This window comes from Actinomyces sp. oral taxon 181, from assembly GCF_018370895.1.
In the GTDB taxonomy this organism is placed as follows: Bacteria; Actinomycetota; Actinomycetes; order Actinomycetales; family Actinomycetaceae; genus Pauljensenia.
This window is the reverse complement of the sequence record NZ_JAGYZL010000010.1, coordinates 1-15,332: the sequence shown is the minus strand read 5'-3', so window position 1 is coordinate 15,332 and position 15,332 is coordinate 1. Positions and strand designations below refer to the sequence as shown.

13 protein-coding genes are annotated in these 15,332 nt (G+C 52.6%); 5 read left to right on the top strand and 8 right to left on the bottom strand.

All coding sequences use genetic code 11. From position 1 onward, the window contains the following. Positions 1–77: 77 nt before the first annotated feature. From KHW85_RS05635 to KHW85_RS05625, 3 genes are all read left to right on the top strand, one after another. A complete protein-coding gene (locus KHW85_RS05635; RefSeq protein WP_291459126.1) occupies positions 78–2,732 on the top strand; it encodes a DEAD/DEAH box helicase in 2,655 nt (884 codons plus the stop codon). Between the two features lie 83 nt (positions 2,733–2,815). Beyond that, positions 2,816–4,303, top strand: coding sequence for an apolipoprotein N-acyltransferase (gene lnt / locus KHW85_RS05630; protein ID WP_291459175.1), 1,488 nt, complete (start codon positions 2,816–2,818; stop codon positions 4,301–4,303). Then, positions 4,303–5,061, top strand: a complete 759-nt coding sequence (locus tag KHW85_RS05625) for a polyprenol monophosphomannose synthase (RefSeq protein WP_291457900.1) — start codon at positions 4,303–4,305, stop codon at positions 5,059–5,061. Before lnt ends, KHW85_RS05625 begins: the two co-directional genes overlap by 1 nt. A gap of 71 nt (positions 5,062–5,132) precedes the next feature. Here KHW85_RS05625 and KHW85_RS05620 read toward each other — a convergent pair whose 3' ends face one another. The 8 genes from KHW85_RS05620 to pepN all read right to left on the bottom strand — a co-directional run bounded on the left by KHW85_RS05620 (position 5,133) and on the right by pepN (position 12,180). Beyond that, a complete protein-coding gene (locus KHW85_RS05620) occupies positions 5,133–5,498 on the bottom strand; it encodes an RNA polymerase-binding protein RbpA (RefSeq protein ID WP_019126022.1) in 366 nt (121 codons plus the stop codon). Positions 5,499–5,720: 222 nt separating this feature from the next. Beyond that, on the bottom strand, positions 5,721–6,239 hold the full coding sequence (locus tag KHW85_RS05615) for a MerR family transcriptional regulator (protein WP_051007844.1): 519 nt from the start codon (positions 6,237–6,239) through the stop codon (positions 5,721–5,723). 146 nt (positions 6,240–6,385) lie between these two features. Continuing rightward, a complete protein-coding gene (locus KHW85_RS05610; protein WP_009409420.1) occupies positions 6,386–7,144 on the bottom strand; it encodes a MerR family transcriptional regulator in 759 nt (252 codons plus the stop codon). After that, entirely contained in the window at positions 7,141–7,575 is a 435-nt protein-coding gene (locus KHW85_RS05605) for an FHA domain-containing protein (RefSeq protein WP_009409421.1), read from the bottom strand. Before KHW85_RS05605 ends, KHW85_RS05610 begins: the two co-directional genes overlap by 4 nt. Positions 7,576–7,642: 67 nt before the next feature. Continuing rightward, on the bottom strand, positions 7,643–8,440 hold the full coding sequence (locus KHW85_RS05600) for a DUF881 domain-containing protein (protein ID WP_291459125.1): 798 nt from the start codon (positions 8,438–8,440) through the stop codon (positions 7,643–7,645). 2 nt (positions 8,441–8,442) lie between these two features. Beyond that, positions 8,443–8,775, bottom strand: coding sequence for a small basic family protein (locus tag KHW85_RS05595; RefSeq protein ID WP_009409423.1), 333 nt, complete (start codon positions 8,773–8,775; stop codon positions 8,443–8,445). Between the two features lies 1 nt (position 8,776). Continuing rightward, positions 8,777–9,604, bottom strand: coding sequence for a DUF881 domain-containing protein (locus tag KHW85_RS05590; protein ID WP_291459124.1), 828 nt, complete (start codon positions 9,602–9,604; stop codon positions 8,777–8,779). Then, positions 9,601–12,180: an aminopeptidase N gene (gene pepN / locus KHW85_RS05585; protein WP_291459123.1), complete on the bottom strand. Its 2,580-nt coding sequence runs from the start codon at positions 12,178–12,180 to the stop codon at positions 9,601–9,603. The genes KHW85_RS05590 and pepN overlap by 4 nt, the downstream gene beginning before the upstream one ends. 78 nt (positions 12,181–12,258) lie before the next feature. On the opposite strand from pepN, the gene KHW85_RS05580 reads away from it, so the two are divergent. After that, complete coding sequence (locus KHW85_RS05580) at positions 12,259–13,818, top strand: UDP-N-acetylmuramoyl-L-alanyl-D-glutamate--2,6-diaminopimelate ligase (protein WP_291459122.1); 1,560 nt, start codon at positions 12,259–12,261, stop codon at positions 13,816–13,818. 37 nt (positions 13,819–13,855) lie between these two features. Then, the coding region (der, locus tag KHW85_RS05575; protein WP_291459121.1) for a ribosome biogenesis GTPase Der at positions 13,856–15,332 on the top strand (1,477 nt) is incomplete at its 3' end.

The window sequence follows — 15,332 nt, the reverse complement described above, 5'->3', positions numbered from 1 at the left end:
GTCCAAAGCGAAAGAGACGCCGCGCGAGTATGGAGGCCGCCGAGCCACAAGAATCTTCCTGGTCGCCAGCAGAGGGAATGGCACAGTTTCGACAGCAGCAAAAGATTGATCGATCTTTCAGAAGCCGCTACGTAGAGGGCTTGAGCTTCACCCCTGATCACTTCCAAATCGAAGCAATGGATGCTTTAGAAGCTGGCCACAGTGTGCTGGTTGCAGCACCTACCGGCGCTGGGAAGACAGTTGTTGGCGAATTTGCCGTCGCGCTTTCGCTTTCGACGGGTTCGCGCGCCTTCTACACAACACCGATTAAGGCGTTATCAAACCAGAAGTTTACTGATTTTCAGAAGCGCTATGGCGAAGCGCGCGTTGGTCTATTGACTGGGGATACGTCGATTAATCCAGATGCTCCCATCATCGTCATGACGACAGAGGTCCTGCGCAACATGATTTATATGGGAGCAGACCTCAGTAACTTAAGTCATGTTGTGCTGGATGAAGTTCATTATCTAGCCGACCGTTTTCGTGGACCTGTCTGGGAAGAGGTGCTGATCCATCTTCCTCAACATACAAAGGTCATTGCTCTTTCTGCGACAGTGTCGAATGCCGAAGAATTCGGAGAATGGATTGGCCAAGTTCGCGGTTCTTGCGATGTCATTATCTCCGAGACGCGACCGGTGCCTTTATTCCAACACATGCTTGTCGATGGAGAACTTTACGACGTCTACGCGCCATCACGACGTGGTTCTGGGCAATCTCAGCGTTTGAACCCAGAACTGCTCTATGCCTGCTCTCCGCAAGGTCGACGCGCTCATCAACGGCGTTTCCGTTCACGTCCAGCGACTGTCATTACCCTTGATCGTGCCAATCTGCTTCCCGCAATTGTTTTTATCTTTTCGCGGGCTGGGTGTGAGGATGCTGTTCGTGAAGTGATCGCCTCGGGTGTTACTTTGACGAACCGATATCAGGCAGAGCAGATCCGGCGTATCGCAGAGGACGCTACGGCGATGATTCCTCCCGAAGATTATGCAGTTTTAGGTATTGACTCTTGGATTAAAGCTCTGGAACGAGGCATTGCAGCTCACCATGCGGGTTTGCTGCCCCTGATGAAAGAAACCGTTGAAAAGCTATTCTCAATGGGGCTTATTCGTCTTGTCTATGCGACAGAAACACTTGCGCTGGGAATCAATATGCCTGCGCGTTCGGTGGTCATTGAGTCGCTCCAGAAATGGAATGGTGTCGAACACGTTCGCTTATCTGCCGGTGAGTTTACACAGTTATCTGGCCGTGCGGGTCGACGCGGTATTGATATTGAAGGCCACGTGGTTGTTAGCGGACGTAGGGATATCGCCCCAGAGGAAGTTGCCGCTCTAGCCTCGAAACGAACATACCCACTGGTGAGCGCTTTCCATCCGACCTACAACATGGTTGTCAATCTTCTTGCGCATTCGACACGTAAGGCAACGCGCAAGGTTTTAGAATCTTCTTTTGCACAATTCCAAGCCGATTCTTCGGTTGTCCACCTCGCCCAAAGCGCACGCGCATTAGAACGTGAATTGGATTCCCTGGGAGAGGGAGTCAATTGTTCACGTGGTAACGCTCAAGAGTATTTCTCCATGCGTGATCGGCTCGCACGAATGGAGAAAGAAGCCTCACGAGAGCGTAGCCTCCAGCGAAAGCAGCAGGATCAGGAGGTTTTCCGTTCCTTGAAGCCCGGGCAGGTCTTCGACATTGGTACTAAGCGGAAAGCGCGTCGTTACCTGCTCTTGGAGCTTCAGCACTCCGCTGACCTTCGCCCGCTGCTTCGTACTCTTGGTGCCGATGCTAGGTTGCATACTCTGAGCGTAGATGACCTTTCGGGTGTACTTGAACTCGTTGCGCGCCTTCGCCTTCCTCCCTCCGATGCCTTACGGCGTCACCGCGGACGTGAGGAATGGGCACAGCGGATTCGTACCCTTCGATCTGAGCGCGTTGGGGGCAGGAAAGCTCTTGATTCGCTGCCGATTGAAGCAGAGATTTTTCAGCTTCGCATGGCGATTAAGTCGCATCCCGTACACTCGTGTCCGCATCGCGAGGAACACGCACGTGCCGGTCACACTTGGGCGCGAAAGAATGCTGAGTACGAGAAGCTTCTCAAACGAATCGATGGACGCACGAACTCGGTTGCACAACAATTTGATCGAGTGTGCGAAGTCCTTGATCGAACGGGATTCCTGAAAAACGATCTCGTAACAGATTCTGGACAGCTGCTGCGTCGTATTTTTGGTGATCGAGATCTGATCGTTGTTGAAGCCCTTAGACGAGGTGTCTGGGATCGTCTTTCGGCTCCCGAACTCGCTGCAATTGTTTCGACGTGTGTTTACCAATCTCGAGGCGAAGAATCAGCAGCGGTTGAACCCTGGACTGCTTCATCAAGCGTGTTGGCGCAGGCGTGGGAAGAAACTCTTTCGTTATCACAGGCGGTGATGTCGGTGGAGAAGAGCGTTGGGGTTCCTCAATCCCCAGAACTCGATCCGGGGCTTGCACAGGCAGTGATGGCATGGGCCAATGGGGCAACGTTGACGACCGCCATCTGGGGGACGCCTCTTCTCGCTGGTGACTTTGTCCGTTGGATTCGGCAGGTAGTAGATTTGCTCGACCAGATTGCCCATGTTGCCTCTGCAGAGACTTCAGCGGTCGCTCGTCAGGCGCGCAGACTTATTCTGAGAGGAGTTGTCTCTTGGGAAGGGGAGTAAAGACAGCGCCTCAGAAAAGGTTAAAGCGAGGATTTAAAGGTAGCGCTATTGACCTTGTGCTTTGCTTAATTGCCGGCATTGGCATGTGGGCAGCCTTTCCGGATATTTCACTTCCTCTTGTGATAATCCCGTCCTTTGCATTGCTTCTTTCTCGTGTTGATCGTGTCGGTGCATGGCGGGCCTTTGTCTACATGCTGATCTGCGGGATGACTTTCTGGCTATTGCTTATTCCGTGGACTATTCAGGCGACGGGCGGTAGCAAGTTGCCATGGATTGCGTTGAGTTTTGTGGAAGCAATCTTCTTCGCTGTGTGGGGCTCACTAGAGAGTGGTCTTATGCGGCTTTCGTGGGCGAAGTCCGCCGCGGGGCAAGCGTTTGTAACTGCTGTTTCTTGGGTCGGTATAGAACAACTTCGTTCTCATTTTCCATGGTCGGGCTTCCCATGGGGAAATTTGGCATACCCACAGGTTGCGACGCCTCTGGGGCGTCTTGCTCCTTGGGGTGGGGAAGTGCTTGTGAGCGCTGTGGTTGTCGTCTGCGCAGTGCTACTACGACGAAGTTTTGATTTTTCGCGCGAGGATCAACATTGGTATTCGCGACCTTTATGCTTTGCATCTGCGTGCGCCTTAGTCATTATTCCCATGGCGCTTCCTCTGCATGCCTCTCAGGAAGAAGGATCGATCAAGGTTGCTGCAATCCAAGGAAATATTGAGCTTCCTGCTCTTGAGACATACTCTCAGATTGGGAAGGTTACTGGAAATCATGCGCGATTGACCAGTGAGCTTGCGCAAATGGGGGAGAAGGTCGACCTAGTCGTCTGGGGCGAGTCTTCAACTGACCGCGACCCCAAATATAACCGGCTGATAGCAGACCTTATTTCTACCTCGGCAAAGGATATTGATGCGCCAATTCTTGTCGGGATCACACGTGTAGATCAGGATCGTCGATACAACTACATGGGAGTCTGGTACCCCGATACTGGACTGAGCGAATCCTATTACGGCAAACAGATTCCGGTACCTTTTGGGGAATACATTCCGGCACGATCACTCGTTTCGCGGCTTGCGACCGAGGCGGCCCAAGTAGGGATTGATCTTGAAGCAGTCAATAATTCATCGCGTTTCGATGTTCAGTTAGAAGACGGTCGCACTGTCCCTCTTGCGCTTGGAATCTGCTTCGAAGTGGCTTATGAAGATCTCCTTGCCGAAGGCGTGAATTCTGGTGGTCAAATCATTGCGATCCCCTCCAACAACTATCACTTTGGGACCAGTGCGGAGGGCGCACAACAGGCGCAGATTTCACAATTTCGGGCGATCGAATTTGCTCGCTCGACTGTGCAAGCATCAACGACTGGAAACTCCGTCCTTGTCAGGCCGAATGGAAGCCTTCTTTCTCAAAGCGGACGGATGCAATCAGCAACGCTCACTGGTGACCTGCCTCTTCGAAGCTCATTGACATGGGCAGCACATTTTGCGCCGTATTCCGCTAAAATTAGCTGGGTGCTCACTGGAATTCTTCTGGTTGCACTCGCATTTCAAACCATTTCTCGTTCACATAGAAAGCGCCGCTGATGACCGACTCGATGATGTATGAAACCGGCAGGGGAGTGGTGGCGGTTATTCCCACCTATTGCGAGGTTGAGTCTTTGCCAGGTCTTCTCACGCGCATTCATCAGGTGCTCCCGGAGCTCAACATTCTTATTGTCGATGACTCTTCTCCCGATGGAACGGGGGAATGGGTCCAAGAGCGCATGAAAACTGATTCGCGCCTTCATCTGTACACGCGGCCTGCGAAGTCTGGTCTTGCTACTGCATATGTTGAGGGACTTGGACAAGCCCTTGAGATGGATTTTGACTTCCTCATCCAAATGGATGCAGATGCATCGCATCGTCCAGAAGACCTGCCCAAACTACTTGTACGAATGGCGGGACCTGATCAACCTGATATGGTCATCGGTTCGCGGTGGGTTCCGGGTGGAAAAACGAATGGCTGGGCACCCTGGCGGGTTGCACTGTCACGTGCAGGCAACGCGTATATCAACTTCTGGTTGGGAACTCGAATTAAAGATGCAACGGCGGGCTTGCGTGTTCACCGAGCCTCTTGGCTGCGTGAGACTGGGATTCTCCAGAAGGTCTCAACGGTTGGTTTCGGTTTCCAAGTTGAAATGACGACTCTCGCTGAGTCCATGGGTGCGACGATCGTCGAAGTTCCTATTACCTTCGACGAGCGAGAACTTGGGGAATCAAAGCTCTCCGGTGCGATCTTTGTAGAAGAGCTGGTCATGGTGACGAAGAACGGTATAAAGCGCAAATTCTCTTCGCGTCGCTGAAAAAGGCAGAAAAATAATGTGGGCCCGCCAAGGTGGCGGGCCCACATTATGTCAAGTTATTAAGAGGTCGATCAGCCCTTGCGGTAGTGGCCCTCTAGGCGCAGCTTGCCTTCGCGTAGAAGAGCGAGCTGTTCTTGAAGAACCTCGTTAAGCTCTTCGATCGAACGACGCTCAAGAAGCATGTCCCAGTGAGTACGTGCGGGCTTAGCGGGCTTTTGTTCTTCGTCTTCCGTTGCCTCGCCAATAAGCTCAGCCATTTGTCCGCATTTACATTCCCATGTTGCAGGCGGTGTTGCTTCGCTTGCGAAGGGAACTTCAAATTGGTGTCCGTTTGTGCATAAGTACTTTGCTGTGAACCGATCGGCGAAGACGACGCCATCTTCAGATTCCATCGACTTAGCACCGATTTGCATTCCGCGTAACGCGCGATCTGCCACCTTGATCCTCCCGCAGTAATAATCGAATAGTAGAAGTTTAGCTGATAAAGGGCTGAGCAGTGTTCTAACTATACTTTCAGCACATTAGCCGCGATCCGATAATGTACATTATGTCAAGTAATGGGAATTTGGACGAGAGCTAACAATTCGTGCATGACGTAGCCACTCTCCCATGAATATGCATATGAGATGTCGGCGGTCGAGTGAGCTGAGGCAAAGTGATTAGGAAACTGAACGCTTCATTGCACGACGAGCTGCAAGTTCGTCAACAAGAACATTTTCTTCAGCTCGCTCACTAGGAAGCTCGGCCAGAGAACCTTCGAGCTCACGCCAAACGCGACCAACAGCGATTCCAAAGACGCCTTGACCGCCTTGGAGAAGGTCAATAACTTCATCAGTCGAAGTGCATTCGTAGACCGATGCTCCATCGCTCATCAAGGTAATGGAGGCAAGGTCATCAACACCGCGACGGTGAAGTTGAGTGACTGCAGTACGGACCTGCTGAAGAGATACCCCTGCGTCAAGCAGCTTCTTGACGATCTTGAGGACAAGAATGTCCTTAAACGAATACAGACGCTGCGATCCTGATCCTTTAGCCGCACGGACTGAAGGCTGAAGCAAGCCGGTGCGTGCCCAGTAATCGAGCTGGCGGTAGGTAATTCCAACTGCTGCACAGGCAACAGGGCCGCGGTAACCAACGTCGTCACCGTCGCGCCCCTCCAAAGGGTCACCAAAGAGCATAGGCTGACGCCCCTGCATGCTACCCAGCGGTTCTGCGCTCACAAATGCTCCTTGGTTTATGGAATGACCGAACTGAAATTAGATTACGAAGTTGAAGCGTTCCGGTCAATGAACGACACGGCGAGCCTTCAAGTTCAAGTTGAAGGTTACACCCCTCCGTCGGTCAATTGCGACAAAGCTACTCGCAACATCTCGTGATGAAGTTGCGCAAACCTCTCCCCTAGCTCGAGGCGTCGGCTGTTCTGCCGTTCGCGATCAATCGCACGATCACGAGGAGTCTGGGATAAGACTGTCTGATCGATAAGATCAGCGCTTCGCTCAGCTCCGTGACGCACCGAGCGCAAGGTTCGAGCGTCAACTCCCAGGGCCTCGAGCTCACGAATCTGCAAAATCACCTGGACACTTCGCGAAGGAAAATAGCCTGCAATATCTGGTGTAACCAGACCAAGAGACACATAGCGTTCAATCGCTGCAAGCTCGCATCCTGTCAGATCCGCAAGGTCTGCAGCGGGAATCGAACGACGATTCCCCAAAGAAACGACTTTGCCCTCCGAAGCAACGACCTGGGCCGCACGTCGACGGGAGACTTCGTGCCCTGCATCAAGTGCTCGAAGTTGATCACGAATCACATCAAGAGGCGAATAGGAATCACGCTGCGAAGCCAAAACGTAACGGAGACGTTCAAGATCAGCTTGGGAATACTTTCGATACCCAGCAGAAGTACGCGCAGGGACTACAAGCCCTTTGTCTTCAAGGAAACGTACCTTTGACTGCGTGATTGCAGGAAACTCAGCCTTGAGGCGTTCAACCAGTTGACCGATTGAAAGCTCTGGCTCACGACTAATTCCGCGCGGCCAGGGTTCAACAATTTCTTCCGAGGCCTTGCGCTGAGCGCGCGCACTCATTGGGCGTTAGGTGAGGGCTGGTAGGTCAGGCGGTACTTGCCAATCTGTACCTCGTCTCCAGCGTGGAGCTCAACCTGCTCAACACGTTCACGATTGACATAAGTACCATTGAGCGAGCCGGAATCGCGGACCGTATGTCCACCATCGCGAGACAGGAACTGGCAGTGCTTACGTGAGACAGTGACGTCGTCCAAGAAGATATCTGCACGAGGCGAACGGCCTGCGTTTGTTACTTCCGCATCCAAGAGGAATCGTGCACCCGAATTAGGTCCGCGTTGAACAATGAGAAGTGCAGAGCCGGCAGGAAGAGCATTGACTGCGTCCTGATCGCGCGCGGACAAAGGCATTGGCGCGTCAGCGACTTCCTCGACAGTATTCAGGCTGAAGACCGAAGTTGCAGTCGGGTCAAACTCTTGGCTCTGGTTTTCCATTACTCGCTCCAGTTCTGAGGGACAATAGCAACAGTATAGTGTGGTGGCCTAGTGTTCGCGAAGGCTTTTAACCGATTTGCTTTGCAAATTCCGGTGACTTCGGCGTCGAAATCGAGGTGATCTTCAGGTCTTTTATCTGCGTGATTGTTACTGAAGCACCTTTTGCACGCATCTGAGCCGCGCTACCTGCTTGAATCTCTAAAGCCGTAGAGATGGTCTGTGAATCACCGATAACTTTCCATACGTATGGGCTTGTTAGAGCCTGTCCGTCTACGCTGATGACTCCCCCGTCGCTGGTGAAACTTGATGAGACGGTGACGCGATGGCCGTTAATTTCAGAAGCCTCAGAACCAGCATTTCTCAGTTCACCCAGCGCCATCACAAAATGAGTTGCACTCAGAGAATGTGTGGGATCGCTGATCACCATCTCAATCCCGGGACCATGGACGGCGACCTGTCCGGAATTAATTTTTGCCTGCTCTTCAGCTTTCTTTGCAGTATTTGCTGCAGCCTCTTCTTTTTGCGACTCGTCCTCAAGTTGACTGACTTGGGATTCGAGCTTCCCTCGTTCAACACGAAGGTTTTGTTCCTGGACAGAAAGATTGTCAAGGAGTTCGACCAGTTCTTCCTGACTGAGCGAGGTGAGCGGGTCTGTTCGTTGTGCTCGAACTTGAGTGACTAAGGCAATCCCAAGGATTAAGCAGATGACAAAAAGTAAAAGATGCGTCCCCCGTGGCATTGCCAAAATCGCTGCTTTGAGGCGCGTCCCCATGGGTTTTGATGAGGAGTCGTTGAGTGCCTTCTCCCCCGCTTTACCCATCTCATCCTGGGCAGTCGCTTGGCTCTTCTTCGCGTGCTGTCCCATTCTTAGGCCTTAAAAATCAATCGACGGATCGAGGCAGTGTTCGAGAAAATACGAATTCCGAGAACCACAACGACTGCAGTTGTCATAGCTGAGCCAACGCCCAACTGCGTCCCCAAGAACACCAATAGGCAAGCGACCACGACATTCCAGAAAAAGGACATCACGAAAACACGGTCTTGGAATGTTCCTTCAAGCCAAGCTCTACCCGCACCCAGAAGGGCATCGAGGCCAGCAACAACAGCGACTGGTAAGAAGGGCTGAAGCCATGTGGGGACAGTTGGGTCGATGAGGACACCAACGACAATTCCAAATATCAGACCAAGAACTGCTAACACCTTAGTGCCCCTCTTCGATGGTCTCACTCCAACGAGTTGACCGGTTATCGCGTGCGTTGAGCGTCATTTCTTTAACAGACTGCGCACTTAGTTTAATTCCTGTGAGGGATTCTGCACTGGACAAGTAATCCCCCGTTGAACCGCGAACCAACGACAACGACAAGGTATTTGCATCACCAATTGCCTCGATCGTATACGGTGAAGAAATCGGTGTTACGTCAACCAAGATCGCTGAACCAGCCGTTCGGATGAAAGAACCGGGACCAATTCTTTGGCCGTTCACACTGACTGCTTCAGCCCCGGCACCCCACAGAGCATTCACAACCATTCGAATATCTTGGTCACGTACCTGTCCTTGACCGCTCTGCCGTGAAGATACCGCATTTGCCGCATCAGTAAGCGTTACTTTCAGTCCCGCCCCACTCACTGGAGTATCAGCATTTGCCAGCGCTGTTGCAGCATCTTCGTGAATACTGCTTTGTCCCTGTTCGGCTGATAGCTCTTTCACATGCGTGCGAAGCTTTGCGACTTCGTCTCTCATTTGGGTGATTTGCTGCGTTTGAGTCTGAGCATGACTCAAAAGAGATGAGTGCACATCTCCTCGAGCTTGAGCGCGTAAACCACTGATTGCAAACCCCGCACCAATACCCAATGCGATTGCGATGAGAATCGTGACTGTGCGATGGAAAATCGAGGTAGTGCCGTAACTAGCTTTCGCGTGATAGGTCCCGTATCCAGCATCCAAAGGATTCTCAAGGATTGCCTTCAAGAGGGACATCGATGCAGCAGGATCATTACCTGGCGACGAAGAGGTCTGCTGGCTACTCATTGCCACTGCTTCTGACGAGAATAAGCCCGTTCAAGGTCATCGAGTTTCTCAATGATCAGGCGTGTAAGTGCGGGTGCAGCCTCTGAGTGCTCCTCAAGCCAAATCTTTGCAGCCTCAATTGCATTCTCATCCAAGTTCTGACGCTCAATGTCAATAGACAACGGGAAACCGCCCTCAACAAAACGAATCCCGAGACCCATTGACGATTTCTTCCAAAATGGGAGCAGCTGAGTGAAATACTGCGTCACGTAGCCGGGGCTACTCCACGTTGAGTCGTTGAGGCCTTGCAATGAAGCACTTAAGTCAAGGTTCGACATTGTCGATCCGTGACAAATTTCATTCCAAACCTGTGAACGAATATCGGCATCCGGAAGCGCCGCACGCGAGCGGATCCAGCGGGTGCGGTTCTCCCCCGTCGGCGAGACTTCGAGCCAGGATTCCAACTGCTTCTCGGTCACGAGGCCTCGAGCTGCGCAACCCCTGCGAAGATCCCACGCACTCTCCTCACCCTCGATGAAAGGAAGTCGGTCGCTGCGGTGACCGTTGGCGAGCTCAAGCACGGCCTCGGTATAGGTCTCATCTCCACATGCAATCCAGACGTCAACAAACAGGCGAAGGGCAGCGCGGCCTCGGTCACGGGAAGCATGACGCATGAACTTAGCAAGCGTGTTCAGGATCTCGCGATCGCAACGATCTCGTGAACTGTGAGGAAGGAATGAGCGGGCGACTCGGATTGTTGCCAGCAGACGCTCAAAAATGGCATCCTCGCTTTCCTCAGCCATATGGGTGAGAGCTGAGTGAATGTAGTCGCGTGGATCTAATTCACCGCCGCGAAGCGCACTAAAAAGATTGGACCAAATAACTGCGCGAGTAATAGGACGTTCAATGGTCGACACACATGCGAGCGCAGTTCGCATCGAATGCTCATCAAAGCGAGAAATCGCATAGGTCAAATCGAGGTCATTGACGACCACCAAATCGATGTCTTGCGCACTACCAGTATCAGTAAGCTCCGGAGGAACGTTAACGCTAGAATCGGCTTTTTCTACGCGCACTCGCAAATGGCACTTTTCTCTCAAAACACCGTTATTTGCCGTCCAAAATGAGATCTCAAGGCTGTGTGGACGAGCGAGCCCTTCCTGATGTACATGGAGACCCGTCAGACGGCCTGCATCATCGCTTGTCCAGCTGAGCGAAAGAGTAGAGGGGCCTGTTGTCAGGAGCCATGCGTCCTTCCATTTCCCAAGATCTTCGCCACTGGCCTCTTCCAGTGCTCCCAAGAGATCCTCTAGGCCGGTTGAAGAGTGGGCAAATCGCTGGAAATACAGTCGCACACCCTCGTAGAAGGTTTCTTCACCAACCCATGCAACAAGCTGCTTAAGGACTGCTGCACCCTTTGCGTACGTAATACCGTCAAAGTTGTTTTTCGCAGCGGGGATATCAGGGATATCCGCAACGATGGGGTGCGTTGTCGGGTACTGGTCTTGGGCCAATGCCCAGGCTTTACGGCCAATAGCAAATGAGGCCCACTCCCCCGCGTAAATTGTCGCCTCAGCGGCAGTTGTGGTTCCTTGGTTTTCCGCAAAGGACTCTTTGAGCCAAAGATTTTCCCACCATGCCGGAGTGACCAGATCGCCAAACCACATGTGGCACATCTCGTGAAGGATTGTGTTCGCACGCTTTTGCCGTAGTGCAAATGATGGCGTATCACGGCTCAGATAGTTCTCATTGAAGGTGATACATCCAGGATTCTCCATTGCTCCCAGATTGTATTCGGGAACAAAAATCTGGTCGTAGCTTCCCCATGGGAAGGTGTAACCATAATGTTCGTGATAGTGATCTAATCCGGCACGCGTGACAGCTAGGATGTCATCGCTATCCATTGAACTTGCCAATGCCTGGCGGCAGAGCAAGCGAAGTTGCAGTGTTGCAGTGTTGCCATCGCCTGCGCTTCCTTCCCAGCTCCCACCTTCAACGAGCGCCCATTGGCCAGCCACGACCGCTGTGATATAGCTCGACAAAGGCGGGGTGGTCGTGAAGTCCCACAGCGTGACGCCGTTGCCGCAATCCTTAGAGCTTCCAATCCCGTTGGAAGTCACGACCCACTCACGAGGCGCATAAACGTGGAAAGTCCACGTGGGTTTCATATCAGGTTGATCGAAGCAGGGCCACGCGCGGTGGGCATCTTCAGGCTCAAATTGCGTGTAAAGGTAGTAGCGTCCATCCTCGGGATCGCGATAGCGATGCAGCCCCTCCCCTGTTGTCGAAAAACGACAATCGGCTTCAACGCTAATCGTGACCTCACGGTTGGTCGGAACTGCGCTAATGTCCAGGCGTTCACCGTCGTAGGTGAATTGATCGGATGCTAAAGGAACATCGTCAATCGAGACTACTTGGACTTCGCCAGCGACGTCGACAAAGAGCGTCGGTTCCTGACAGACAAGGGTCATGCGCGAAAGAACGCGGTACGAACTTTTCTCAGTTGCCGCTTCTTCGAGGTGAAGTGTGACATCAATGTGTCGGACTGTAACAACGGCTGAACGGTGACGTGCATCTTCACGAGTCAGGACATACATGCCCTCATTTTAGAGAAATTTTGTGTTGACGTGTCGATGAAGAAGCTTTTCGTAAAGCAAGCGGATAACCTAAAAGTTATGACTTATGCCAACGATATTCGACCGATTACGTCACCAATTCCGCTCTCTGAGGCACTCGAGGGGGTTCAGGAGGTTGATTGGTCACTGTGCCCCGATGCCGAACTACCCGTTTCTGGTGTCAGTGTTTCGTCGATTGATATTGAAGATCATTGGGTTTTCGTTGCCATTCCTGGCCTGGTCCAGCATGGTATTCGCTTCCTCCACGCAGCCGTCGAAGCAGGTGCCTCAGCAGTTGTTACAGATCGCGAAGGATCCAAGCGTGCACGTGAGATGAACCCAGATATTCCGATTGTTGTCGTAGCGGATCCGCGTCGTGCGAGCGCAACTATCGCGGCGAATATCTATCGCCATCCGGCCTCGGCACTCAAAACGGCTGCCGTAACGGGGACAAATGGGAAGACCACAACGACTTATCTTCTTCGTTCCATCCTGCGCAGTACATTTAACGATCCTGCACTGTGCGGGACTGTTGAGATTCGTGTTGGCGACCTCGTCATTAATTCGGAGAAAACTACTTCCGAGGCTCCCGAAGTCGAGCGAATTCTTGCTCTTGCTCGCGAAAAAGATTGCGGTGCAGCGATTGTTGAGGTCTCAGCGCATGCACTGAGTTTGAACCGTGTTGATGACATTATTTTCGATGTCGCTGCGTTTACGAATCTTCAACATGATCACCTCGATTACTACGGTGACATGGAGCATTACTTCGAGGCCAAGAAGAGTTTGTTCACTCCGGCGCACTCGCGCTGCGGTGTCGTCTGTATCGATGATGAGTGGGGCCTTCGTTTGGCTCAAGAAAGCGAAGTGCCCGTTACTACAGTTTCGGTTTTCTCCCATCGCGAGGCCGATTGGACTGTTCGACGCATCAACTTCGATCGCGCAATCCCCGCTGTCACCTTTGATCTGGTGACCCCTCAGGGCGATGAACGCCTCATTCGTATGCCGATGCTCGGTGAAGTTAATGTCCAAAACGCCGTCGTTGCACTGGTTGCAGCACTGCAGTTGGGATGTGAGTTCGAAGCTGCAGTTTCGGCACTTGAAGGTGCGGAACAGATTCCCGGTCGTATGACCTCCGTCAATCCCGATCCAGGCGCACAGCCACTTGTCATTGTCGACTTTGCACATACCCCAGAGGGACTCGATTGGACCCTCAAATCCGTCCGCGAGTTAACTCGTGGCAAGCTCGTTTTAGTGTTTGGAACCGATGGCGATCGCGATGCGACGAAACGTGAGCCTCTAGCAGAAATCGCTGCTCAGCTTGCCGATGTTTTATGGGTCACCGATGAGAATCCGCGTACTGAAGATGCCTCGTCTATTCGCCAGCAACTCCTCAATGGAATTCGGCGTGTTCGTCCTGATTTCCATGACGTTACTGAAGTAACCACATGTCGCCGCGACGCAGTACGTCAGGCAATTCTTGCGGCAAATGAGGGAGACATTATCGTCATTTCCGGAAAGGGTGCCGAATGGTATCAAGATATCCAGGGAATCAAGCACGTCTATAACGATGTTCCCGTCGCTCGTGAAGTGCTGGAACAAGACATTCGCGCGCGCCTGTAACGCGCTTGTCATCACCGACTACCGATAGGATAAGGACGTGACTGAAGAATACCTCGAGAACACAGAAGCCTTCGACGAAGGTCAAGCAGAGCTTCGTGCACGCGCGATGCGTGACTCCCTTGACCAGTTTGAGCTTGATGACGAAGATCTTGCCCTGCTCAACGGAGAATTCGAGAATTCTGATTCTCAGGACAGCGAATTCGGTCTTCCTGTTCTGGCAGTGATCGGGCGCCCCAACGTCGGCAAGTCAACATTAGTCAACCGCATTATCGGCAGACGTGAAGCGGTTGTTCAAGATACCCCTGGTGTTACGCGAGACCGCGTATCGTATCCTGCCGATTGGGCAGGCCGTCACTTCACACTTGTTGATACTGGTGGCTGGGAAATTGATGTCAAGGGCATTGATCGATCGGTCGCCGAACAGGCAGAAATCGCGGTTGATCTGGCAGATGCCGTACTGTTCGTTGTCGACGCGACTGTCGGCATGACAGATACGGATGAACGTATCGTCTCTATGCTTCGTAAGAGTGGTAAACCCGTCGTTCTCGCGGCGAACAAGGTTGATTCCGCGATGCAAGAAGCTGAAGCGGCCTACCTGTGGTCACTCGGAATGGGTGAACCCTACGCGATTTCTGCACTTCACGGTCGTGGCACCGGTGATCTACTCGATGCGGTGATGGCTGTGCTTCCTGAAGTATCTTCCGTGGCTACGGTGCTGCCTTCGGGTGGTCCCCGTCGAGTTGCTCTGATCGGACGTCCGAACGTCGGTAAATCGTCGCTGCTCAACGCTCTGGCGGGTTCTGAACGTGTTGTCGTTAATGAGCTTGCCGGTACGACTCGTGATCCAGTTGATGAGCTCATTGAGCTTGACGGGCAGCAATGGTGGTTCGTCGATACCGCGGGCATTCGCCGCAAGATGCACCGAACAACGGGTGCTGACTACTATGCGTCAATTCGAACCCAAGCCGCCCTTGAAAAGGCAGAACTTGCGTTGATTCTTTTCGACGCTTCAGAGCCGCTGACAGAGCAAGATATTCGAGTTGTACAGCAGGCAGTTGATGCCGGCCGTGCGGTCGTCATCATCAACAACAAGTGGGACTTGGTTGATGAAGAACGCCAAGCTCAGCTTCGTTCAGAGCTTGAACGAGAGCTTGTTCAAGTCTCATGGGCACCGCGAATTAACGTGTCGGCGAAAACAACTTGGCATATTAATCGTCTGACGCGCGCGATGGAGACTGCACTGGATAGCTGGGAAACCCGCATTCCCACGGGGCGCCTCAATGCCTTCCTGGGTGAACTGGTTGCAGCGCATCCGCACCCCCTTCGTGGCGGGAAACAACCTCGAATTCTCTTCGCGACGCAGGTGTCAAACATGCCTCCACGTTTCGTCATCTTCACGACCGGGTTCTTGGATCCCGGATATCGTCGATTCATTGAGCGTCGTCTGCGCGAAGACTTTGGATTTGAGGGCTCCCCCATCCAAATTTCGGTACGTGTACGCGAGCGTCGTCGTC